Source organism: Streptomyces sp. NPDC031418 (genome assembly GCF_055581605.1).
On sequence record NZ_JBVIJC010000016.1, the window covers coordinates 143,829 to 164,309 of the forward strand.

Consider the following 20,481-nt stretch of genomic DNA (forward strand, 5'->3'; position numbering starts at 1 on the left):
ATCACACGGGTGGATCAGTCACGCATGCGGGGCGGCCCGCCCGGGTGGGGTCAGGAGCTGCCGGGGTGCCGGCGCAGCAGATAGGTGTCCATGATCCAGCCCTTGCGCTCGCGCGCCTCCGCCCGCAGCCGCTCGATGCGCGGCGCGGCCTCGGCGAGCGGCCCGGACACGAGGATCTCGTCCGGGGTGCCTATGTACGCGCCCCAGTAGATGTCCATGTCCTCCCCGGTGTACTGCCGGAAGGCCTGGTGGGCGTCGAGCATCACCACCACGTCGTCCACCTCGTCCGGGAAGCCCTCGGCGAGCCGCCGCCCGGTGGTGATCTGCACCGGCCTTGCCACCCGGTTCAGCCCCGTGCGGTGCCGGGCGACCAGCGCGGAGACGCTGCTGATGCCGGGCACGACGTCGTACTCGAACCCCACCGACCCGCGCTCCAGGATCTCCTCGAGAATCCCGAGCGTGCTGTCGTACAGCGCGGGGTCCCCCCACACCAGGAAGGCGCCGGTGCCGTCCTCGCCCAGCTCCTCGGCGATCAGCTGCTCGTAGATACCGGCGCGGGCGCTGCGCCAGTCCTCGACGGCCGGCGAGTACGCGGCCCCGCCCGCGCGGCGGTCCCGCTCCGGGTCCCGGGCCTCCACCACCCGGTACGACCCCGCGGGCAGATGCGCGTCCAGTATGTCCCGGCGGAGCTGGGTGAGATCGCTCTTCACCTCGCCCTTGTCGAGCAGGAAGAACACGTCCGTGCTCCGCAGCGCCTTGACCGCCTGGAGGGTCAGCTGGTCGGGGTCGCCCGCGCCGATACCGATGACATGAATCTTTCGCACGCCCCGAGTCTGCCGCATGCCACTGACAACGCCTCCATCGCCTCCGGACGCGGCCCCGCCGACCGCCCGCCGGCCCCGGGAACCGGGCCGGAGCGCCGCGCCATCAACGTCACGGACCGAACCGGGGCGCCTCGCCGCCGGCCTCAGGGACCGAGCCGGGGCGCCTCGCCGCGCGCGTCCACCGGAGCGTTTTCGCGCTCCACCCGGGCGGCCAGCTCCCGCGCCCAGCGGGCCAGCCCCGCGAGGTCCAGCCCGTACGGCCGGTCCTCACCCCGCTCCCGCTCCCACTCCTCGACCCCGCCCGCGCCGCGCCGCAGCAGCCGGGCCCCGCCCACGGCGTTCCCCCGCGCCGCGTGCGTGAGCCCCACCGCCAGCTGGGCCAGCCCCCGCCACAGCCCGCGCTCCTCCTCCGGCCCCGACTTCCAGGCGTCCTCGAACACCTCGTGCGCGTGGAACGGCCGGCCCGCGTCCAGCAGCTCCTGGGCCTCCGCGACCGTCTCCCCGGGCGCCCGCACCACCCCCTCGGGCTGCCGCGGCACGCCCTGGGCACCGTACGGCAGCGGCCGCCCCAGCCCGTCCCGGGGCCGCGCGCTGCGGGCCCGCCCGTCCCCGTCCCGGTCCCTGGCCTCCGCACCGCTCACGTTCGTCATACGGCCGATTCTCCACCGCCGTGCGCCCCGCTCCCGCGGACCCTCTTCGGCGCACCCCCGAGCGTGGGGTAAAGTTCTGTTCGCGCGATCACGCGGGACACCGTGGGACGGCGCATCGGGACGTGGCGCAGCTTGGTAGCGCACTTGACTGGGGGTCAAGGGGTCGCAGGTTCAAATCCTGTCGTCCCGACAGAGTGCCCGGGGGTTTTCCCGGGTCAGGGCCTTGTTCCACTTCGGTGGGACGAGGCCCTTCGTCGTATCTCACCCGCGTCGACGATGTGTCGCCTTCTCTCGGCCGAAGAGCTGCGGTGTAATCGGGCCTCATGGCGCATCCGGGGACCCTGGTCCTGATCATGGCCGCGGCGGTGCTCGCGCCGCTGCTCGCGGAGAGCGCCGCGCGCCTGATCCGCGTGCCGCTGGTCATCTTCGAGATCGCCCTCGGGATCGCCGTCGGCCCCGCTGTGCTCGGCTGGGCCCGTCCCGACCAGGTCATCGACACCCTGTCCGACCTGGGACTCGCCATGCTGATCTTCCTCGCCGGGTACGAGATCGACTTCGCGGCGGTCCGGGGCGGCACCCTGCGCCGCGCCCTGGGTGCCTGGCTGTGCTCCCTCGTGCTCGGTATCGGTCTGGGCTTCGCCGTCGCCGGCGGGGACACCTTCAAGGCCTTCGTCATCGGCACCGCCCTGACCAGTACGGCGCTGGGCACGGTGCTGCCGATCCTGCGGGACGACGGCGACCTGCGCAGCCCCTTCGGCACGGTGATGGCGGCGTTCGGCGCGGTCGGCGAGTTCGGGCCGGTGGTCGCCATCGCGCTGCTGCTCAGCGGCCGCAAGCCGGGCGAGTCGACGGTGCTCCTGGTCGCCTTCGCGGCGCTCACCACGGGCGCCGTGTTCTGGGCGCTGCGCCCGCGCCCGCCCTGGTTCTCCCGGCTGACCGACACCACCCTGCACAGCAGCGGGCAGTTCGCCGTCCGCTTCGTCATGCTGCTCCTGGCCGGGATGCTGGGCCTCGCGGAGGTCTTCGGCCTGGACATCCTGCTCGGCGCCTTCGCCGCCGGCGTCCTCACCCGTCTGGTGCTGCACGGCGCCTCGCCCGAGCACAGCGCCGAGGTCCTCGGCCGGGTGGAGGCGCTCGGCTTCGGCTTCCTGGTGCCGCTCTTCTACATCGTCACCGGGATCGAGTTCGACCTGCACGCCCTGCTCCACGACGGGCGGGCCCTCGCCCTGCTGCCGGTGTTCCTGCTGCTGTTCCTCCTGGTGCGGGGCGGCCCGGTGTACCTCCTGGCCCCGCGCGGGCTGCGCCGGGCCGACCGCGCGACGCTCACCCTCTTCGCCGCCACCTGCCTCCCGCTCGTCGTCGCGATCACCACCATCGGCGTGGACCAGAAGGTGCTGCGCACCGGCGAGGCGGCGGCGCTGGTCGGGGCCGCGATGATCTCGGTGCTCGTGCTGCCGGTGCCGGCGATGCGTCTGCGGGCCGGCCGCGGCCGCGAGGAGCCCGTGTCCCTCGCCTCGGCGGAGTCCGAGACCTGGTGACGGCCGCCCGCTGACTCAGCGGTCGTCCTCGTGGCGTCCGGGGCGGGCCGCGGCCCTGGCCTGGACCCGTCTGCTCAGCGAGGCCGCCGCGGCGGTGAGGAAGACGAACGTGTACAGGATCTGGAGGATGGCCACGAGCCGGGCGGTCTGGCCGTGCGGCGTGATGTCGCCGTAGCCGATGGTGGCCACCGTGACGAGGGTGAAGTAGAGGGCGTCGAGACGGGTGTGCAGCCCGGGCACCTCGCCCGGCTGCCGGGCGAGCACGAAGTAGGTGCCGGCGAAGACCAGGATGGCCAGGGACATCAGGACGGGGATGACGAGTGCGGGGTGGACGTCCGGCCGGTCGCGGAGGATGTCGCCGATCTGCCGCAGGATCAGACTGGCGATCGCGGCCAGCACGACGACGAAGAGCGCCCAGCTCAGCCTGGGCCGCTCCGGACCGATGCCGTCGAGTGGCAGCAGGAAGTAGCCCGTGACCATCACGGCCACCAGGAGCACGGCGATGAACACGGGCTGCCAGCGGCGCTGCCCGCGCCCGCTCCCGGCATCCGCCCCGGTCATCGCCGTACCGCCCGCCCGGCCGTCCGGCCCGGGGCACGCCTCCCTCGCCGCTCCACCGGCAGCAGCTGCACGGTGACGAAGGCGACGACGGACGCGATCACGATCAGCGGCATCTGCTGGCGCGCGTCGGCACCGAGCAGCAGCACCGCCAGCACCGCGCTGGTCAGCGGCAGCCCGGTGACCGCCGCGGCCGCCGCCGCCATGCCCAGGGCGAGTGCCGGCGTCGTACCGAGGCCGGGCAGCGGCGCGCAGGCGACGGCCGTGGCCGCACCGATCAGCAGGGCCGGGAAGATCGGGCCACCGCGCATCGCGCCCAGACAGAGCGCCCAGGCCAGGCCCTTGCACGCGACCAGGGCGACGAGGGCGGCGACCGGCCAGGCGCTCGGCTGGCCGGCGAGCCGGCCCAGGGTCTGCTGGCCGGACAGCGCGGCCTCCTCCGGGGAGCGGCCGGTCAGCAGCGCATAGCAGGCGAGGCACCCGCCCACCGCCACGGCACAGGCCACGGTCGCCATGACGGTGTGCCCGCTGACCAGACGGTGGGTACGCCGGCCGAGTGCCCGGGCCGCCGCGATGAGGAGGGCGATGAGCACGGCGAGCGGAACCCCCCACAGGAAGTCACCCGCGTCCGGGACGGTGTCCGGCGGCAGCCGGGGCAGGGCCAGCGCACCGGTCGACAGGCCCGTCCAGTGGCCGAAGCCGGTGAAGACCAGCGATCCGGCGGCGCTCGTGAGCAGGCAGGGCAGCAGCAGCACGACGAGCCGGCTGCCGCCGAGCCCGGCCCCTTCGACGACCATGACGGCACCCGTCAGCGGGCCGCCCAGAATGGTGGAGATGGCCGCGGTGGACCCGGCGGTGGCGAGTACCGGCGTGCCCGGCGCGTCGGGGGCCTGTCGCAGGGCGCGTACGGCGAGCAGCGCGAGCCCGCTGCCGACGGCCATCAGCGGTGCCTCGGGGCCGAGGACGACGCCCAGCGGAAGCGTGGCCAGGGCGGCCACGGCCACACCGGGCAGCGCTTTCGGACCGAGCGGAGGTCCGCCCAGCCCCTGCACCGGCACATGACCGCCCCCGCCCGGAAACCGGGTGACGACCAGGGCGACGATCAGCCCCGCGAGCAGCAGGGCCGGCAGGGGCCACCACCAGGGGGCGCGGTGGTATCCGACGGCTTGCGGCAGCGCCTCCCAGACCTGGTGCTGGAGGGTGTGCTGGAGAGCGACGAAGAAGAAGGACGCGAGCGCGATGGGCACCCCGAGCAGCAGGCACAGCGCCAGCAGCCGCAGGTATCCGGGACTCAGCAGGGCCTGGCGCGTCGTGGGCGTGCCCTCGGGCTGCTCCACCGTGGCCGCCGTCAGTACCGCAGCGCCGTGCCGACCTCGGCCTTGACGCCGCCCGACAGCGTGTGGGTGCTGCGTGCCGTGCCGGTGGCGGAGGCTCCGGCGGCCACGTCCCGCACCGTGACGACCACCGTGTCCAGCAGGTTCCCCCCGGTGTCGCGGAAGACGACCTGGACGGCGAAGGACTTCGTGGCGTTCGCGGTGTTGTGCGCCGTCACGGTGACCGTGCTGCGTCCGGCGCTGTCCGTGCCCACCGCGCCGAGTTTCACATCGTCCTTGGCGTCGATGCCGCCCTTGACCGAGTCCAGCTTGCGCCGTGCCTCGGCGGTGGCGGAGGTGAGGGCCGCGGCGCCCTGGGAGGCGAGGGCGGAGGCCTGGGAAGCCGCCTTGCTCGCGGCACCGGACACCTTCTCCCCGCCGCCGCCCGAGCAGCCGCCCGCCCCCGCGGCGACGAGCGCCACCAGCGCGGCGACCGTCACGCCGCGCGCCATCCGTCCAGCCATGTCGCCTCCCGGTCGGCTCACTGGGGCCGTCACCTCAGTGAAGTGGCGCGGCGCCGGACCGGCATGCGGGGTACGGCCGGATGCGCCGGTGATTCACCCCGGCAGCCCTGCGCCGGCTACCCGGCCTCGGTGAGGAACGCGGTGACCAGCGGGCTCGCCTCGGCCCGGCACTCCTCGAAGTAGGCGTGACGGGCGCCGCGGAAGAGGTGGGTGCGGGCGTCCGGGATGCGGGCGGCGAGCAGGGGCAGGTTGTCGGGCGGGGTGAGGCGGTCCTCGTCACCGTGCAGGATCAGGGTGGGAGCGGTGATGGCGGGCAGCGCGTCCCAGGCGTCGTGGCCGTTGCTGGCGAGAAGATGACCGCGCCGGGCGTGCGGCGGCATGCCGGGGTCGCCGAGGGTGGTGTACGGGCCGGGGTGGGCCGCCTGCCAGGCGGGGGAGTACATCAGATCGGTCAGGGTCTGCCGTACGGCCTCCGGGTCGGGCCCGGCCAGGGCGCGCCGCACCGAGGTGTCCCGTTCGACGGCGTGCGGGCCGCCGGGGGAGGTGCAGCCGAGGACGAGCCGCCGTACCCGGTCCGGGTGGCCTGCGGCGACCCACTGGGCGACCCGGCCGCCCATGGAGGTGCCGTAGACGTCGGCCCGTTCGATGCCCAGATGGTCGAGGACGGCGATCACGTCGTCGGCGAACCGCCGGGTGGAGTACCCCTCGTGGGGCTTGTCGCTGGCTCCGGTGCCCCGGTAGTCCAGGGTGATCGTGGAGTGCGTGGCGTGGAAGTCCGCCCGGACGGTGTCCCACCAGTGGTGGTTGTTGGCCTGACCGGCGAGGAGCACCAGCGGGGGGCCGTCGCCCTGCCGCTGGCAGGCCAGAGCGGTGCCGTCCTGGGCGCGGGCGAAGGTGTGCCGGGGTCGGGTGGTCTCCGTCATGGGCACCCATGATGGCACCGCGGGCAACTCCGCCCGGACGCCGAGGGGTTCCTGCGAACCGGTCCGGCCCGGATCAAGGTCCTGCGCGCCGCCCGGCTCCTCTGCCACAGTCCCTTTCAGCGGGCACACACACGTCACGACTGGGGGTCACCCGGCATGAGCACTCTCGACATCCTGTCCGAGGACGAGCGGTTCGTCGTGCGCACGGTGCGCGACTTCGTCGACAAGGAGGTCCGACCGGTCGTCCGGGAGCTGGAGCACTCCGACACCTATCCCGAGGCGCTGGTCGAGCAGATGAAGCGGCTCGGCGTCTTCGGGCTCGCCGTCCCGGAGGAGTACGGCGGCACCCCCGTCTCCATGCCCTGCTACGTGCTGGTCACCGAGGAGCTGGCCCGCGGCTGGATGAGCCTGGCCGGGGCGATGGGCGGGCACACGGTCGTCGCCAAGCTGCTGCTGCACTTCGGCACCGAGGAGCAGAAGCGCCGGTATCTGCCCAGGATGGCCACCGGCGAGATCCGCGCCACCATGGCCCTGACCGAGCCGAGTGGCGGCTCGGACCTCCAGGCGCTGCGCACGGTGGCCCGCAGGGACGCCGACGGCTATGTGGTCAACGGGGCCAAGACCTGGATCACCAACTCCCGCCGCTCGCGGCTGATCGCGCTGCTGTGCCGGACCGACCCGGAGGCGAGTCCGGCACACCGGGGGATCTCCATCCTGCTGGCCGAGCACGGACCGGGGCTGACCGTCTCCCGCGACCTGCCCAAGCTCGGCTACAAGGGCGTGGAGAGCTGCGAGCTGACCTTCGAGGACTACCGGGCGCCGGCGGACGCGGTGCTCGGCGGGGTGTCGGGCAAGGGGTTCGGGCAGATGATGAAGGGCCTGGAGACCGGGCGGCTGCAAGTCGCCGCCCGCGCCCTCGGGGTGGGCCGGGCGGCGCTGGAGGACGCGCTCGCCTACGCGCAGGCACGGGAGTCGTTCGGCAAGCCGATCTGGCAGCACCAGTCGGTCGGCAACTACCTGGCCGACATGGCGACCTCCCTGACCGCCGCCCGTCAGCTGACCCTGTACGCAGCCCGGGAGGCGGAGGCCGGCCGCCGGGTCGACATGGAGGCGGGGATGGCGAAGCTGTTCGCCTCCGAGACCGCGATGCAGATCGCCCTCAACGCCGTACGCATCCACGGCGGTTACGGCTACTCGACCGAGTTCGACGTGGAACGCTACTTCCGTGACGCGCCCCTGATGATCGTCGGCGAGGGCACCAACGAGATCCAGCGGAACGTCATCGTCGGCCAGCTGGTCAAGCGAGGAGGGCTCGGCATCTGACCGGCCGGGGCCGCACGCGTCAGGACAGGGCCGCGAGGATCCGCCCGGCGACACGGGCGGCGGGGCCGGCGGGCGTCCCGTCGTCCGTCGCGCTCCCGCCCGGTACCGCCGCCTCGGTCCAGACCGCCACGGCGACGAGCCGGCCGTCGGCGTCCTGCCCGTAGCCGGTGAACCAGGACCGGGCGTGACCGGCGAGCGTGGTCCAGCCGGTCAGCCCGGTGACGTCGCCGGTGCCGGTGCCGGTGCCGAGGGCCGAGCGGAGCTGGTCGGCGGTGTGCCGGGAGAGGACCTGGCCGGCGGCTCGGGAGGTGAGGCCGTGCTGCGCGCCGCCGCCGCTCCCCGGGCGCACCCGTGCGACCAGGTGCGCGGCTGCCGCCCTGCCCCCGTCGGCCACCGCCGCCGAGATCCTCGCCGACTCCAGGGCCGTCACGGTGACATCGGCGCCGTTGCCGGTCAGGGCCGTCTGCCCGGCCGACCGCGGATCCGCCGGATAGACGCTGGGGGTGGCCCGGACCGGGATCCGCAGCGCGTCGTCGCCGAAACCGAGCCGCTCGGCCGTCGCGCGGAGGCGGGAGTGGCCCAGATCCGCCGCCAGCTTGGCGAAGACGTTGGAGCAGGCGAGGCGCAGGGCGGTGCGCAGGGACGCGTTCGCGCACCGGGGGGAGCCGCCGCCGATCCGGGCCGTGGTGCCCGGCACCGCGAACACCAGCGGGCTGTGCGTGGCCTGGTCCACGCTGGTGTAGAGCCCCTGCTCCAGCGCGGCGGCGGCGACCACCAGGTGGAACGTGGCACCGGGGGCGGTCGCCTCGCGCAGGGGCCGGTTCAGCAGCGGGTCGTCGGCGTCCCGGGTGACCTGGTGCCAGGCGCCGACGTCGGAGGTCAGGTTTCCGCTGAACGCCCCCGGGTCGTACGACGGGGTGCTCACCAGGGTGAGGACGGCCCCGGTCCGTACGTCGAGGGCGACGGCGGCGCCCTTCTCCTTGCCGAGGGCGTCGAACGCCGCCCGCTGGGCGCGGCCGTCGACGGTCGTCAGGACGTCCCCCGACACACCCCCCGGCGAGGTCCCGGCGCTCAGCACATCGTCGTAGACCGCCTCGAGCCCCGCCTGTCCGAAGGCCATCGAGCGGTAGCCGGTGACGGGCGCGTACAGCGCGCCGTCCGTGTAGGTGCGCCGGTACGGCACCTTCGCGAGGCCCGAGGGCCGGGACCCGGTGACGGCCCGTCCGTCCACCAGGATGTTCCCCAGCCCCGAACTCCCGTGCTTCTCCGCCGTCTTGGCCGTGCCCTGGGAACACCCCGCCAGCGTCGCGCCGAGCGCGGCGAGGAGTCCCGGGACCACCACCGCCCTGATGATCTTCTTATGCATGCCGGACACCCTAGAGGCGCGCGCGGGCGGGTGCCCTGCCGGTTGCGCGGCTCAGCCCTTGTGGGAGCCGAGGGCGGAAACCAACTCGACCGAACAAGGTGGGCGTCATGACACCCCCGCGTCCGCTCAGGCGTCAATAGGTCCGCACGCACCCGACCCTCCCTTGCCCGAACCGTGCCGTCCGCGTGATCGCCCGGTGCCGTTCGCCGTGAGGTGCGGTCTACTGGGCTCATGCGGCCCGGTGCGGGTTCCTCGGAAGGCCGGGGAGTGGATGGTTTGTACTTACATTCGGACCTGCTTGTGAAATGATGTCTTAACAAAGTATTGACAGTGGCCCCGCCAGGGACTTGTATCCCGTGCCAACGCAACAGCGTCCCTCCCCCGTCGCACGCACAGTGAGGTGCAGGAAAGATGGACCGCTCTTCTCGCTCCCGCTCCCGCAGACCGGCCCCGGCCCTGGCCGCGGCCGCCGCGGCAGCCCTCGTCCTCGCCGGCTGCGCCAGCAGTCACGGCGGCAAGAAGGCGGAGGAGGCGGCGCAGAACGCCTCGGCGGGCAAGGCGAACACGCCCCGGATGACGGTGGCCCTGGTCACCCATCAGGCCCCCGGTGACACCTTCTGGGACACCGTCCGCAAGGGCGCGGAGGCGGCGGCCGCCAAGGACAACATCAAGCTGGTCTACTCCGCCGACCCCAACGCCGGCAACCAGGCCAACCTGGTGCAGAACGCGATCGACCAGAAGGTCGACGGCATCGCGGTCACCCTGGCCAAGCCCGACGCGATGAAGGGCGTCCTCGGCAAGGCCCGGCAGGCCGGCATCCCGGTGGTCGGGCTGAACTCGGGGCTGAGCGACTGGAAGCAGCTCGGACTGCTGGAGTTCTTCGGGCAGGACGAGAGCGTGGCCGGCGAGGCGTTCGGCGACAAGCTCAACACCACCGGCGCCAAGAAGGTCGTCTGTGTCATCCAGGAGCAGGGCAACGTCGGCCTCACCCAGCGCTGCGGCGGCGTGCAGAAGACGTTCAAGGGCACCACCGAGACCCTGTACGTGAACGGCACCGACATGCCGTCCGTGAAGTCCACCATCACGGCCAAGCTGAAGCAGGACAGCTCCATCGACACGGTCGTCACCCTCGGCGCCCCGTTCGCCCTGACCGCCGTGCAGTCGGTGGGCGACGCGGGCAGCAAGGCCAAGATCGCCACGTTCGACCTCAACAAGGACCTGGTCAAGGCCGTCCAGAACGGGTCCATCGAGTTCGCCGTCGACCAGCAGCCCTACCTCCAGGGCTATCTGGCGGTCGACTCGCTGTGGCTCTACAAGTACAACGGCAACTACAGCGGCGGCGGGGTCCAGCCGGTGCTCACCGGCCCGGCCTTCGTCGACAAGTCCAATGTCGACAAGGTCGCGGAGTTCGCCGCGAAGGGGACCCGGTGATGAGCATGTCCCAGCAGGCTGAGCCGGCCCTCGGCAGGCAGCCGGCGTCCGGTCCCGGGCAGCGGGACGGCCGCACCGCCCGGCGCTCGCCGGCGCTGCGGCTGCTGGCCCGCCCCGAGGTGGGGGTCTTCCTCGGCGCCGCCGCCGTACTGGTCTTCTTCCTGATCACCGCGCCCGCCGTCCGCCAGGGCAGCTCGATGGCCACCATCCTCTACCAGTCGTCCACCATCGGGATCATGGCGCTGCCCGTCGCCCTGCTGATGATCGGCGGCGAGTTCGACCTCTCCGCCGGCGTCGCCGTGATCTCCTCGGCGCTCACCGCCAGCATGCTCAGCTACCAGCTGACCCTCAACGTCTGGACCGGCGTGGTCGTCGCCCTGATCGCGTCCCTCGCGATCGGCTTCTTCAACGGTTGGATGGTGGTGAGGACCGGCCTGCCCAGCTTCCTCATCACCCTCGGCACCTTCCTGATCCTCCAGGGCGTGAACCTCGCGGTGACCAAGCTGGTCACCGGCAATGTCGCCACCGACGACATCAGCGACATGGACGGCTTCGACCAGGCCAGAAGGATCTTCGCCTCGTCCTTCGACGTCGGGGGCGTGCAGGTGAAGATCACGGTGGTGTGGTGGCTGGTCTTCGCGGCGCTGGCCACCTGGGTGCTGCTGCGCACCAGGTACGGCAACTGGATCTTCGCGGTCGGCGGCAACAAGGAGAGCGCCCGGGCCGTCGGCGTCCCGGTGCGCTTCACCAAGATCAGCCTGTTCATGCTGGTCGGCTTCGGCGCCTGGTTCGTCGGCATGCACAACCTGTTCTCCTTCAACACCGTGCAGTCCGGCGAGGGCGTCGGCCAGGAGCTGATCTACATCGCCGCGGCCGTCATCGGCGGCTGTCTGCTCACCGGCGGCGCCGGCTCGGCGATCGGCACGGTCTTCGGCGCCTTCATGTTCGGCATGGTGCAGCAGGGCATCGTCTACGCCGGCTGGAACCCGGACTGGTTCAAGGCCTTCCTCGGCGTGATGCTGCTCGGCGCCGTCCTGATCAATCTGTGGGTCCAGCGCACGGCGACCCGGAGGTAACCGATGACCGACAAGAACACCGGAACGCACGGCGCCGTCCTCGCCGACACCCCGCCCACCGGCGAGACACCCCTGGTGGAACTGCGCGGCGCCGGCAAGTCCTACGGCAACATCCGCGCCCTGCACGGCGTGGACCTGACCGTGCACGCCGGCCGGGTGACCTGCGTGCTCGGCGACAACGGCGCCGGCAAGTCCACCCTCATCAAGATCGTCTCCGGGCTGCACCGGCACACCGAGGGCGACTTCCTCGTCGACGGCCGGCCGGTGCGCTTCAGCAGCCCGCGCGAGGCGCTCGCCCAGGGCATCGCCGCCGTCTACCAGGACCTGGCCACCGTCCCGCTGATGCCCGTCTGGCGGAACTTCTTCCTCGGCTCCGAGCTGACCCGGGGCCCCTGGCCGGTCCGCCGGCTGGACATCGCCCGGATGAAGCGGACCGCCGACGAGGAACTGCGCAACATGGGCATCGTCCTGGACGACCTCGACCAGCCCATCGGCACCCTCTCCGGCGGCCAGCGCCAGTGCGTGGCCATCGCCCGCGCCGTCCACTTCGGCGCCCGCGTCCTCATCCTGGACGAGCCGACGGCCGCCCTCGGCGTCAAGCAGTCCGGCGTGGTCCTGAAGTACATCGCCGCCGCCCGCGACCGCGGCCTCGGCGTCATCTTCATCACCCACAACCCCCACCACGCCTACATGGTCGGCGACCACTTCAGCGTCCTGCGCCTCGGCACCCTGGAGCTGAGCGCCGACCGCAGCCAGGTCAGCCTGGAGGAGCTGACCAACCACATGGCCGGCGGCGCCGAACTCGCCGCCCTCAAACACGAACTGGCCCAGGTGCGCGGCGTCGACGTGGACGAACTGCCCGAGGAGAACGACCTCACCGCGCCCGTGGCGACCTCGCCGGAAGGGAACTCCTGACCATGTCCCACGCCCTCGACCGGATCCGCGTCGGATCGGCCCCCGACTCCTGGGGCGTCTGGTTCCCCGACGACCCGCGGCAGGTCCCCTGGGAACGCTTCCTGGACGAGGTCGCCGAGGCCGGCTACGACTGGATCGAACTGGGCCCCTACGGCTACCTCCCGACCGACCCGGCCCGGCTCACCGAGGAGCTCGCCCGGCGCAACCTGAAGGTCTCGGCGGGCACGGTCTTCACCGGCCTGCACCGCGGACCCGCCGTCTGGGAGGAGACCTGGGCCCACGTCGGCCAGGTCGCCGCGCTCACCCAGGCGATGGGCGCCCGGCACCTGGTGGTCATCCCCTCCTTCTGGCGGGACGACAAGACCGCCGAGATCCTGGAGCCGCCGGAGCTGACCGCCGAGCAGTGGGCGCACCTGACCAAGGGCATGGAGCGGCTCGGCCACGAGGTCAGGGAGACCTACGGCCTCGACATCGTCGTGCACCCGCACGCCGACACCCACATCGACACCGAGCGGCACGTCGAGCGCTTCCTGGACTCGACCGACTCCGAGCTGGTCAACCTGTGCCTGGACACCGGGCACTACGCCTACTGCGGCGGCGACAGCGTCAAGCTGATCGAGACCTACGGCGAGCGCATCGGCTATCTGCACCTCAAGCAGGTCGACCCGCGGATCCTCGCCGAGGTGGTGGCGCACGAGGTCCCCTTCGGCCCGGCCGTGCAGCGCGGTGTGATGTGCGAACCGCCGTCCGGGGTACCCGAGTTGGGGCCGGTGCTGGAGGCGGCGCAGCGGCTGGGCGTGGATCTGTTCGCGATCGTCGAGCAGGACATGTACCCGTGCGAGCCGGACAAGCCGCTGCCGATCGCCGTGCGCACCCGGCGCTTCCTGCGATCCTGCGGGGCCTGAGCGGCACGGGCGGGAACCGGGTCCCGGCGCGGGGCCCGGTTCCTGCGGGATGGCAACGGATTCGGTCCACGGGTGGCCGGGAACCAACCCTGGGCACGCGGACGTTGTGCACGACGACGGGGGACGCCCGCGCAGACGGGAGGACGAGATGACACAACGCACCGAGTCCCGGGGAGCCGCCCAGGACTCCACCGACGCGGCGGAACACCGCCGCAGCCGCTTCGGCACCCTGCCCGAGCGGATCCGCCCGGAGGACACCGTGGAGACCAGGCCGGCGACCCTGCCGGACCCGGCACGGAACACCTACCACCCGGACGAGTGGCTGATCCGCTACTGCGGCTGACACACACCTGCGGCGCCGGGCGCGCCCGCCCGGCGCCGCAGGTGTGTGTCAGGCCCGGCGCACCTCCGCGATCGTCACCGGCCGGTGCTCGTGCAGCGACAGGGTGCAGGCCTCCGCGATCCAGCCCGCCTCCAGGGCGTCCTCGATGGTGCAGGGAGAGGGCAGGCCGCCGGCCACGACCTCGGTGAACGCGGTGAGCTCGGCGCGGTAGGCGTCGGCGAAGCGGTCCATGAAGAAGTCGTGCGGGGTCCCGGCCGGGAAGGTCGCCCCCGGCTCCAGCGAGCGCAGCGGAAGCTTGTCGTCCAGGCCCACGGCGACCGAGTCCGTGAAGCCGTGCAGCTCCATCCGGACGTCGTAACCCCGGGCGTTGTGCCGGGAGTTGGAGACCACCGCGATCGTGCCGTCGTCCAGGGTGAGCACCGCGCCGGTGGTGTCGGCGTCGCCCGCCTCCCGGATGTAACCGGCGCCCCGGTTGCCGCCCACCGCGTACACCTCGGTGACGTCGCGGCCCGTCACCCAGCGGATGATGTCGAAGTCGTGCACGGAACAGTCCCGGAAGATCCCCCCGGACGCGGCGATGTACGCGGCCGGCGGCGGTGCCGGGTCCAGGGTCGTGCACCGGACCGTGTGCAGCGCGCCCAGCTCCCCGGCCCGTACGGCGGCCCGCGCGGCGGCGAAGCCCACGTCGAAGCGCCGGTTGTAGCCGATCTGGATGGGCACCCCGCTGTCCCGCACCGCGTGCAGCACCGCCACGCCCTCCGCCATGGAGCGGGCCACCGGCTTCTCGCAGAAGACCGGGACACCGGCCGCGACACCGGCCCGGATCAGCGCGGGGTGGGCGTCGGTGGCCGCGGCCACGACGAGGCCGTCCACCCCGGCCGCGAGCAGCGCCTCCGGCGAGTCCGCGACCTCGGCCCCGAACCGCTCCGCGGCGGCCTTGGCGGCGTCCGCGAAGGGATCGGCGACCACGAGCGAGTCGACGGCGTCCAGTCCGGCGAGGGTCTCGGCGTGGAAGGCGCCGATGCGGCCGAGGCCGAGGATTCCGATACGCATGGGTGGTGCAACTCCTCAGATGCTGGGGACGGGGAGAGGAAGGATCAGTCGGTCACAGGAGCGGCGCGGCCCTGTCATTCTTGTCAGTACAAACCCCTCGCACCACCATCAGCACGCCATCAAAAAACCCTCAAGGAGCCGGTCCATGGGCCATCCGTTCCCGATCCGGGAGATCGCACGCCAGGCGGGTCTGAGCGAGGCCACCGTGGACCGGGTGCTGAACGGCAGGGGCGGGGTCCGGGAGAGCACCGCGCAGGAGGTGTACCGGGCCATCGCCGACCTGGACCGCCAGCGCACCCAGGTGCGCCTGGTCGGCCGTACCTTCATGCTCGACATCGTCGTGCAGGCCCCGGAGCGGTTCAGTACGGCCGTACGCTCCGCCCTGGAGGCGGAACTGCCCGCGCTGCACCCGGCGGTGGTCCGCTCCCGCTTCCACTTCCGGGAGACCGGTCCCGCGCAGGAGCAGGCCGCCACGCTGGACCGGATCGCCCGGCGCGGCTCGCAGGGCGTCCTGCTCAAGGCGCCGGACGTCCCCGAGATCACCGCGGCCGTCGGCCGGCTCACCGCCGCCGGGATACCGGTGGTCACCCTCGTCACCGACCTGCCCGCGAGCGGCCGGATCGGCTATGTGGGCAGCGACAACCGCGCCGCCGGGGCGACCGCCGCCTATCTGACGGGCCAGTGGCTCGGGGACCGCCCCGGCAATGTCCTCACCAGCCTCAGCAGCGGCTTCTTCCGCAACGAGGAGGAGCGCGAGATGGGCTTCCGGAGCGTGATGCGGGCCCGGCATCCCGAGCGCACGCTGGTGGAGATCGCCGAGGGGCAGGGCCTGGACGCCACCCAGTACGACCTCGTCCGCGCCGCCCTCGCCCGCGACCCGGAGATCCGCGCCGTGTACTCGATCGGCGGCGGCAACAACGCCACCCTGCGGGCGTTCGCCGACCTCGGCCGGGAGTGCGCCGTGTTCGTCGCGCACGACCTCGACCACGACAACACCCGGCTGCTGCGCGAGCACCGGCTGTCCGCCGTGCTCCACCACGACCTGCGGCACGATCTGCGCGAGGCCTGCCACGCGGTGATGCGCTTCCACGGCGCGCTGCCGCCCGCCGGACCGCTGCTGCCGTCGGCGATCCAGGTGGTCACGCCGTACAACATGCCTCCAGGCTGACCCAGCCGCCCTGCGCCGCCGACCGGGCCATGGCCTCCAGTACGGCCGCGCTGTGCACGGCGTCCGCGAGCGTGGCGCCGTACGGCGTGCCCTCGGCGATGGAGCGGACGAACCGGTAGGCCTCGATCACCTTCAGGTCGTCGTAGCCCATCGCGTTGGCCGCGCCCGGCTGGAACGCGGCGAACTCACCGGCGCCCGGGCCCACGTACACCGTGCTGACCGGCTGGTCCTGGTAGGTCGTACCGCGGCTGACACCCAGCTCGTTCATCCGGCGGAAGTCCCAGAAGACCGCGCCGCGGGTGCCGTGCACCTCGAAGCCGTAGTTGTTCTGCTCGCCGACCGAGACCCGGCAGGCCTCCAGCACCCCGCGGGCACCGGAGGCGAAACGCAGCAGGCAGTTCACATAGTCCTCGTTCTCGACCGGACCCGGTACGCCCCCCGAGGCGAGGGCGTGACCCGCCGTGGCGCCGGCCGGACGCGCCCGCTCCGGGAGGAAGATCGCGGTGTCCGCGGTGAGCGCGGCGATGTCGCCGAGCAGGAAGCGGGCCAGGTCGGCGCCGTGCGAGGCCAGATCGCCGAGCACCCCGCTGCCGCCGCGCTCCCGCTCGTAGCGCCAGGTCAGCGCGGACTCCGGGTGGGCCGCGTAGTCGCTGAACAGCCGGATGCGGGCATGGGTGACCGTGCCGATCTCGCCGGAGGCGATCAGCTCCCGGGCCGCCTCCACCGCGGGCGCGCCCCGGTAGTTGAAGCCCACCGTGCCCTGCACCCCGGCCCCGGCGACCGCGTCGGCCACCGCGCGGGCGTCCCCGGCGGTCAGGCCCACCGGCTTCTCGATCCACAGGTGCTTGCCGGCCTCGGCCATCGCCACCCCGATCTCCCGGTGCAGGAAGTTCGGCGCGGTGACGCTGACCGCCTGGACGCGCGGATCGGCGGCCACCTCGCGCCAGTCCCGGGTGGCGGAGGCGAACCCGAACTGCTCGGCCGCCTCCTCGGCCCGCCCCGGCACCTCCTCGGCGACCGTGACCAGCCGGGGCCGCAGCGGCAGCTGCGGATAGTGGTGCGGCAGCCGGGCGTACGCCTGGGTGTGCACCCGGCCCATCCAGCCGAACCCGACGACGGCGACACCCAGCGCTTCCACCATGAGAGCCCCTTGTGGTTGGACCGTTCCAACTCCTGTCGACGCCACCTTTGTGCGGACATAGCTGGGCTGTCAAGGACATTGACAGCGCCTCGGCCGCATGGAACGGTCCATCCCATGAGACCACCGACGATCCGGGATGTGGCCGAGCGGGCCGGGGTGTCCAAGTCGCTGGTCTCGCTGGTGCTGCGCGACTCCGGCCCGGTCCGCCCGGAGAAGCGGGACGCGGTGCTGCGGGCGGTACGCGAGCTGGGCTACCGGCCCAACGCGGCCGCCCGGTCCCTGAGCGAGCAGCGCACCCGGACCGTCGGCGTCCTCCTGGACGACCTGCGCAACCCCTGGTTCGTCGAGCTGCTCGACGGCCTGAACTCCCTGCTGCACACGGCCGGTCTGCACATGCTGCTCGCGGACGCCCGGCTGAACCGGCGACTCGGCCACGACCTCGCCGAACCCTTCCTGGACCTGGGCGTCGACGGTCTGGTGGTGGTCGGCACGGTCCCGGACGCGGGCGGAATCGGCGCGCTCGCCCGGCATCTGCCCGTCGTCGTGGCGGGCGCCCGCGAGCCGCGCCCCGACCGGGTCGACGTCGTCGCCGGGGACGACGAGCACGGCGCCCGGCTCGTCACCGAGCACCTCCTCGCCCTCGGCCACCGCAGGATCGCGCACCTCGCCGGCCATGGCGCCGTCGGCGAGCTGCGCCGGCGCGGCTTCGAGACGGCGATGCGCGCCCACGGCGCCGAGCCGCTCACCGAGCCCGGAGACCTGACCGAGGAGGGCGGCTACCGCGGCACGGTACGGCTGCTCAGCCGGGCCGAGCGGCCCACGGCGCTCTTCGCCGTCAACGACATGGCCGCCGTGGGCGCCCTGTCCGCGGCCGCGGAGCTGGGTCTGCGGGTGCCGGCCGATCTCTCGGTCGCCGGTTACGACAACACCAGCATCTCCCGGCTGCGGCACCTCTGGCTGACCACCGTCGACACCTCTCCCTACGAGATCGGCCGCCGCGCCGCCCGCTGTCTGCTGGACCGGTTCGAGCGGCCGGAGCAGGAGGGCGGCGTCCGGCTGGCCGCGCCGACCCTCGAGATCCGGGGCACGACGGCCCGGCCGCCTTCCCCTACAGCGTGATCGCGTACACCTTGCGCAGCGTCTCGTGCACGGTCCACGTCGTACGGTCGCCCGCGTGCAGCACCGCCAGGTCGCCCGGTCCCACGGTGAGCGTGGGACCGCCCTCGACCTCGATCGTCGCCGACCCGCTGACCACGACGAACACCTCGTCCGCCTCCGTGTCGGTGACCACGCCCGGCGTGATCTGCCAGATCCCGCGGAGCTGCCTGCCGTCCGCCGACTCCCAGACCACCTTTCCGGTGACCTCCGGGGCGCCGGAGACGATCTGCTCCGGGTCCAGGGGCTCGGGCTGGAGATCGGCGTCGGGGACATGGAGCGCGAAGCTGCGCGTGATCGGGGCGTGGCTCATGGGACGGACCCTAACGAGGCCGCACCCCCCGCCGCCGTCGACACTGTGTGCGGCATCGGGCCTGGTCGGAGGACACTTCGTCGGCCCACGCGAACTGGCGGCGGTGCGCGGCCCGGGCGATCGTGGAGTGCATGGCTGACTCCATGGCGGCCGCCGCGGCACCGCCTCGCACGCACGACACGCGCGAGGCCGTCCTCTTCGGCGGGGTCTACGGCGCCGTCCTCGCCAGCTCGATGGTCGCCGCGCTCAGCCAGTACGGCCGCACCTCCCCCGCGGGCCGCCGCTACGACGCCGTCTGGCTGCTGGTCACCGCGCTGGCCTCGGCCCTCGCCCACGGCTACGCCCACTACATCGCCGAGCGCGCCCCGCACCGCCGCTGGGACGCGCTGCGGGCGATGCGCGACGAGTGGCCGCTGGTCACGGCCGTACTGCCGACCGTGTTCCTTTTGGCGGGCGCGGGCTGGGGCTGGTGGCCCGCGAACGGCGTCGAGTACCCCGCCTTCGCCCTCAACATCGTGCTGCTCTTCACCCTCGGCCTGGTCACCGCCCGCTGGTCGGCCCGGCGCTGGCCGGCCGCCGTCCTCATCGGCCTGGCCGACGCGCTGCTCGGCATGATCGTGGTGGTGGCGAACGCGCTGATCAAATAGCCGACACCGGCCGGGCCGCCCGGCGGGCCCGGCACCGGCACCCGTGCGAGTGCGGTAGGGTTGACCTGCGTGATCACGCGGAACACCCCGCGTGCGAGTGCAACGGGACGTGGCGCAGCTTGGTAGCGCACTTGACTGGGGGTCAAGGGGTCGCAGGTTCAAATCCTGTCGTCCCGACGTGAGTCGGAAAAGGCCGTCGGCCGGGAGAAATCCCAGGCCGGCGGCCTTTTGCGCAGGGTGCTGCGGCAGCGGAACGGGAGCCCGCCCGCGGAAACGGCCCGCCAGGGACTGACGGGCCGTCATACGGGAGCGGGAACTACGCGCCGTTGAGGAACGGCAGCACGTCCACGGCATCGGTGATGCCGGGCGGCGGGCCGTCGACCCGGGTGCCCGGAAGCGCGTTCTGGATGATCATCGGTGCGAGCGTCGGGGTGGTGTTGACCTCGATGAAGTGGTTGACACCGAAGTTCTCCTGGAGGTCCGCGACGGATTCGATCAGGTTCGCGGGTTTGGTCCAGATGGTGAGTGACGCCTTCCTGACGGTGTCGGTTTCGATGATGGGCCGGCACTCGGTGGTGAAGTACAGCGGCGGCAGCACGGGCTGCACGGTCCGTTCCTCCGACCGCTGGATCGCCTGGAGGGCTGCCGGCTTGAACAGAGGGGTGTGGATGGGGAGGAGGGCGGCGAGCCGCCTGGAGGAGACTCCCTTGCGTTCCGCGTGACTCTGGAGAAGGTCCAGGTCGCCGTCCCGGCCGCAGACGACCGTCTGGTTCGGGGCATTGATCATGCCGACATAGAGGCCGTCCTCCGAGACCTGCCGGCACAACGCCCAAGCGGTCTGCTGGCCGGCGTTGAGGGCGAGCATTCCGCCCCGCAGCGAAAGCTTCTTGGCCTCCATGAAGCCCGTGAGCAGAACGTCGATCGTCTCTGCCATGGTCATGAGGTCGGTGATGACACTGCCGACGTTGAAGCCCGCGCCATGGCCGAGAATGATGGACGGCTGGACCTTCAGATCCAGCGCCATGTACACGGAGTACGGCACGAGCGTTGCCGAGACCAGGTTGTGGACGTACTCCGTTTCCTCACTCGGGGCCGGTCCGGAAGCGTCGGCGGTGAGCCGGGGTGTGACGGGTGGATGGCCTATGTCCGCGAGCTTCTCGTCGGTCAGCTCGAGGGCGGCGGCCACGCTCGGGTTGGTGTGGGCCAGCGTGCGCAGGATCCCTGCCGGATACGGGTTGCTGAACGGCGGAAAGGCCAGGGCTGTCGTGAGCGGCATGTGTTCTCTCCCGGGATATCCAGAAAACGGATTCGGCTC

The 20,481-nt window shown here is 72.6% G+C and carries 21 protein-coding genes and 2 tRNA genes; 12 read left to right on the forward strand and 11 right to left on the reverse strand.

Annotation, left to right across the window (positions count from 1 at the left end; genetic code table 11):
• Window positions 1-50: 50 nt before the first annotated feature.
• Both cobF and ACZ5CZ_RS24320 read right to left on the reverse strand, forming a co-directional pair.
• A complete protein-coding gene (gene cobF / locus ACZ5CZ_RS24315; protein WP_468945899.1) occupies window positions 51-824 on the reverse strand; it encodes a precorrin-6A synthase (deacetylating) in 774 nt (257 codons plus the stop codon).
• 143 nt (window positions 825-967) lie between these two features.
• A complete protein-coding gene (locus tag ACZ5CZ_RS24320; RefSeq protein WP_468945902.1) occupies window positions 968-1,474 on the reverse strand; it encodes a DUF309 domain-containing protein in 507 nt (168 codons plus the stop codon).
• A gap of 116 nt (window positions 1,475-1,590) precedes the next feature.
• On the opposite strand from ACZ5CZ_RS24320, the gene ACZ5CZ_RS24325 reads away from it, so the two are divergent.
• Together ACZ5CZ_RS24325 and ACZ5CZ_RS24330 are read left to right on the forward strand one after the other, a co-directional pair.
• Window positions 1,591-1,664, forward strand: a tRNA-Pro gene (locus tag ACZ5CZ_RS24325).
• 133 nt (window positions 1,665-1,797) lie between these two features.
• Entirely contained in the window at window positions 1,798-3,012 is a 1,215-nt protein-coding gene (locus tag ACZ5CZ_RS24330; protein WP_385845760.1) for a cation:proton antiporter, read from the forward strand.
• Window positions 3,013-3,027: 15 nt separating this feature from the next.
• On the opposite strand, the gene ACZ5CZ_RS24335 is transcribed toward ACZ5CZ_RS24330, so the two are convergent.
• The 4 genes from ACZ5CZ_RS24335 to ACZ5CZ_RS24350 form a co-directional block, all read right to left on the reverse strand.
• The gene (locus tag ACZ5CZ_RS24335) at window positions 3,028-3,573 is read right to left on the reverse strand and encodes a potassium channel family protein (RefSeq protein ID WP_385845758.1); all 546 of its coding nucleotides are present in this window, start codon (window positions 3,571-3,573) and stop codon (window positions 3,028-3,030) included.
• Window positions 3,570-4,907, reverse strand: a complete 1,338-nt coding sequence (locus tag ACZ5CZ_RS24340; protein ID WP_468945906.1) for a chloride channel protein — start codon at window positions 4,905-4,907, stop codon at window positions 3,570-3,572. The genes ACZ5CZ_RS24335 and ACZ5CZ_RS24340 overlap by 4 nt, the downstream gene beginning before the upstream one ends.
• An 11-nt stretch (window positions 4,908-4,918) precedes the next feature.
• Window positions 4,919-5,407 carry a hypothetical protein gene (locus ACZ5CZ_RS24345; protein ID WP_468945908.1) on the reverse strand — a complete coding sequence of 163 codons (489 nt, stop codon included), beginning with the start codon at window positions 5,405-5,407 and terminating at the stop codon, window positions 4,919-4,921.
• Between the two features lie 116 nt (window positions 5,408-5,523).
• Window positions 5,524-6,330, reverse strand: coding sequence for an alpha/beta fold hydrolase (locus ACZ5CZ_RS24350; protein ID WP_468945910.1), 807 nt, complete (start codon window positions 6,328-6,330; stop codon window positions 5,524-5,526).
• A 156-nt stretch (window positions 6,331-6,486) separates the two neighbouring features.
• On the opposite strand from ACZ5CZ_RS24350, the gene ACZ5CZ_RS24355 reads away from it, so the two are divergent.
• On the forward strand, window positions 6,487-7,653 hold the full coding sequence (locus tag ACZ5CZ_RS24355; RefSeq protein WP_468945913.1) for an acyl-CoA dehydrogenase family protein: 1,167 nt from the start codon (window positions 6,487-6,489) through the stop codon (window positions 7,651-7,653).
• Between the two features lie 19 nt (window positions 7,654-7,672).
• On the opposite strand, the gene ACZ5CZ_RS24360 is transcribed toward ACZ5CZ_RS24355, so the two are convergent.
• A complete protein-coding gene (locus ACZ5CZ_RS24360; RefSeq protein ID WP_468945915.1) occupies window positions 7,673-9,019 on the reverse strand; it encodes a penicillin-binding transpeptidase domain-containing protein in 1,347 nt (448 codons plus the stop codon).
• A 411-nt stretch (window positions 9,020-9,430) separates the two neighbouring features.
• Here ACZ5CZ_RS24360 and ACZ5CZ_RS24365 point away from each other — a divergent pair, with 411 nt between their 5' ends.
• The 5 genes from ACZ5CZ_RS24365 (at window position 9,431) to ACZ5CZ_RS24385 (ending at window position 13,689) form a co-directional block, all read left to right on the forward strand.
• A complete protein-coding gene (locus ACZ5CZ_RS24365; protein ID WP_385845750.1) occupies window positions 9,431-10,450 on the forward strand; it encodes a sugar ABC transporter substrate-binding protein in 1,020 nt (339 codons plus the stop codon).
• Window positions 10,450-11,526: an ABC transporter permease gene (locus tag ACZ5CZ_RS24370; RefSeq protein ID WP_468945918.1), complete on the forward strand. Its 1,077-nt coding sequence runs from the start codon at window positions 10,450-10,452 to the stop codon at window positions 11,524-11,526. The genes ACZ5CZ_RS24365 and ACZ5CZ_RS24370 overlap by 1 nt, the downstream gene beginning before the upstream one ends.
• Before the next feature lie 3 nt (window positions 11,527-11,529).
• The gene (locus ACZ5CZ_RS24375; RefSeq protein WP_385845747.1) at window positions 11,530-12,441 is read left to right on the forward strand and encodes an ATP-binding cassette domain-containing protein; all 912 of its coding nucleotides are present in this window, start codon (window positions 11,530-11,532) and stop codon (window positions 12,439-12,441) included.
• 2 nt (window positions 12,442-12,443) lie between these two features.
• Window positions 12,444-13,346 (forward strand): sugar phosphate isomerase/epimerase family protein, encoded by a 903-nt coding sequence (locus tag ACZ5CZ_RS24380; RefSeq protein WP_468945922.1) that lies wholly within the window; start codon window positions 12,444-12,446, stop codon window positions 13,344-13,346.
• 148 nt (window positions 13,347-13,494) lie between these two features.
• Window positions 13,495-13,689 (forward strand): hypothetical protein, encoded by a 195-nt coding sequence (locus ACZ5CZ_RS24385; RefSeq protein WP_385845744.1) that lies wholly within the window; start codon window positions 13,495-13,497, stop codon window positions 13,687-13,689.
• Window positions 13,690-13,737: 48 nt separating this feature from the next.
• On the opposite strand, the gene ACZ5CZ_RS24390 is transcribed toward ACZ5CZ_RS24385, so the two are convergent.
• Window positions 13,738-14,742 (reverse strand): Gfo/Idh/MocA family protein, encoded by a 1,005-nt coding sequence (locus ACZ5CZ_RS24390; protein ID WP_468945926.1) that lies wholly within the window; start codon window positions 14,740-14,742, stop codon window positions 13,738-13,740.
• A 145-nt stretch (window positions 14,743-14,887) separates the two neighbouring features.
• Between ACZ5CZ_RS24390 and ACZ5CZ_RS24395 the strand changes: the two genes are divergently transcribed.
• A complete protein-coding gene (locus ACZ5CZ_RS24395; RefSeq protein ID WP_468945928.1) occupies window positions 14,888-15,910 on the forward strand; it encodes a LacI family DNA-binding transcriptional regulator in 1,023 nt (340 codons plus the stop codon).
• Here the strand turns inward: ACZ5CZ_RS24395 and ACZ5CZ_RS24400 are convergent.
• Window positions 15,882-17,051 carry a Gfo/Idh/MocA family protein gene (locus ACZ5CZ_RS24400; protein ID WP_385845740.1) on the reverse strand — a complete coding sequence of 390 codons (1,170 nt, stop codon included), beginning with the start codon at window positions 17,049-17,051 and terminating at the stop codon, window positions 15,882-15,884. The genes ACZ5CZ_RS24395 and ACZ5CZ_RS24400 overlap by 29 nt on opposite strands.
• Window positions 17,052-17,165: 114 nt before the next feature.
• Between ACZ5CZ_RS24400 and ACZ5CZ_RS24405 the strand changes: the two genes are divergently transcribed.
• Complete coding sequence (locus ACZ5CZ_RS24405) at window positions 17,166-18,170, forward strand: LacI family DNA-binding transcriptional regulator (protein WP_468945931.1); 1,005 nt, start codon at window positions 17,166-17,168, stop codon at window positions 18,168-18,170.
• Here the strand turns inward: ACZ5CZ_RS24405 and ACZ5CZ_RS24410 are convergent.
• The gene (locus ACZ5CZ_RS24410) at window positions 18,160-18,504 is read right to left on the reverse strand and encodes a cupin domain-containing protein (RefSeq protein WP_450784242.1); all 345 of its coding nucleotides are present in this window, start codon (window positions 18,502-18,504) and stop codon (window positions 18,160-18,162) included. The genes ACZ5CZ_RS24405 and ACZ5CZ_RS24410 overlap by 11 nt on opposite strands.
• 146 nt (window positions 18,505-18,650) lie before the next feature.
• Between ACZ5CZ_RS24410 and ACZ5CZ_RS24415 the strand changes: the two genes are divergently transcribed.
• The gene (locus ACZ5CZ_RS24415; RefSeq protein ID WP_385845737.1) at window positions 18,651-19,166 is read left to right on the forward strand and encodes a hypothetical protein; all 516 of its coding nucleotides are present in this window, start codon (window positions 18,651-18,653) and stop codon (window positions 19,164-19,166) included.
• A 103-nt stretch (window positions 19,167-19,269) separates the two neighbouring features.
• Window positions 19,270-19,343: transfer RNA gene (locus ACZ5CZ_RS24420), tRNA-Pro, on the forward strand.
• A gap of 139 nt (window positions 19,344-19,482) precedes the next feature.
• Here the strand turns inward: ACZ5CZ_RS24420 and ACZ5CZ_RS24425 are convergent.
• Window positions 19,483-20,442, reverse strand: coding sequence for a hypothetical protein (locus tag ACZ5CZ_RS24425; protein ID WP_385845735.1), 960 nt, complete (start codon window positions 20,440-20,442; stop codon window positions 19,483-19,485).
• Window positions 20,443-20,481 lie beyond the last annotated feature (39 nt).

Coding starts and splice junctions, on each gene's coding strand:
- ACZ5CZ_RS24320 (WP_468945902.1), bottom strand. CDS start 1,474: ATGACGAACGTGAGCGGTGCGGAGGCCAGGGACCGGGACGGGGACGGG.
- ACZ5CZ_RS24330 (WP_385845760.1), top strand. CDS start 1,798: ATGGCGCATCCGGGGACCCTGGTCCTGATCATGGCCGCGGCGGTGCTC.
- ACZ5CZ_RS24335 (WP_385845758.1), bottom strand. CDS start 3,573: ATGACCGGGGCGGATGCCGGGAGCGGGCGCGGGCAGCGCCGCTGGCAG.
- ACZ5CZ_RS24345 (WP_468945908.1), bottom strand. CDS start 5,407: ATGGCTGGACGGATGGCGCGCGGCGTGACGGTCGCCGCGCTGGTGGCG.
- ACZ5CZ_RS24350 (WP_468945910.1), bottom strand. CDS start 6,330: ATGACGGAGACCACCCGACCCCGGCACACCTTCGCCCGCGCCCAGGAC.
- ACZ5CZ_RS24355 (WP_468945913.1), top strand. CDS start 6,487: ATGAGCACTCTCGACATCCTGTCCGAGGACGAGCGGTTCGTCGTGCGC.
- ACZ5CZ_RS24360 (WP_468945915.1), bottom strand. CDS start 9,019: ATGCATAAGAAGATCATCAGGGCGGTGGTGGTCCCGGGACTCCTCGCC.
- ACZ5CZ_RS24365 (WP_385845750.1), top strand. CDS start 9,431: ATGGACCGCTCTTCTCGCTCCCGCTCCCGCAGACCGGCCCCGGCCCTG.
- ACZ5CZ_RS24370 (WP_468945918.1), top strand. CDS start 10,450: ATGAGCATGTCCCAGCAGGCTGAGCCGGCCCTCGGCAGGCAGCCGGCG.
- ACZ5CZ_RS24375 (WP_385845747.1), top strand. CDS start 11,530: ATGACCGACAAGAACACCGGAACGCACGGCGCCGTCCTCGCCGACACC.
- ACZ5CZ_RS24380 (WP_468945922.1), top strand. CDS start 12,444: ATGTCCCACGCCCTCGACCGGATCCGCGTCGGATCGGCCCCCGACTCC.
- ACZ5CZ_RS24385 (WP_385845744.1), top strand. CDS start 13,495: ATGACACAACGCACCGAGTCCCGGGGAGCCGCCCAGGACTCCACCGAC.
- ACZ5CZ_RS24390 (WP_468945926.1), bottom strand. CDS start 14,742: ATGCGTATCGGAATCCTCGGCCTCGGCCGCATCGGCGCCTTCCACGCC.
- ACZ5CZ_RS24395 (WP_468945928.1), top strand. CDS start 14,888: ATGGGCCATCCGTTCCCGATCCGGGAGATCGCACGCCAGGCGGGTCTG.
- ACZ5CZ_RS24400 (WP_385845740.1), bottom strand. CDS start 17,051: ATGGTGGAAGCGCTGGGTGTCGCCGTCGTCGGGTTCGGCTGGATGGGC.
- ACZ5CZ_RS24405 (WP_468945931.1), top strand. CDS start 17,166: ATGAGACCACCGACGATCCGGGATGTGGCCGAGCGGGCCGGGGTGTCC.
- ACZ5CZ_RS24415 (WP_385845737.1), top strand. CDS start 18,651: ATGGCTGACTCCATGGCGGCCGCCGCGGCACCGCCTCGCACGCACGAC.
- ACZ5CZ_RS24425 (WP_385845735.1), bottom strand. CDS start 20,442: ATGCCGCTCACGACAGCCCTGGCCTTTCCGCCGTTCAGCAACCCGTAT.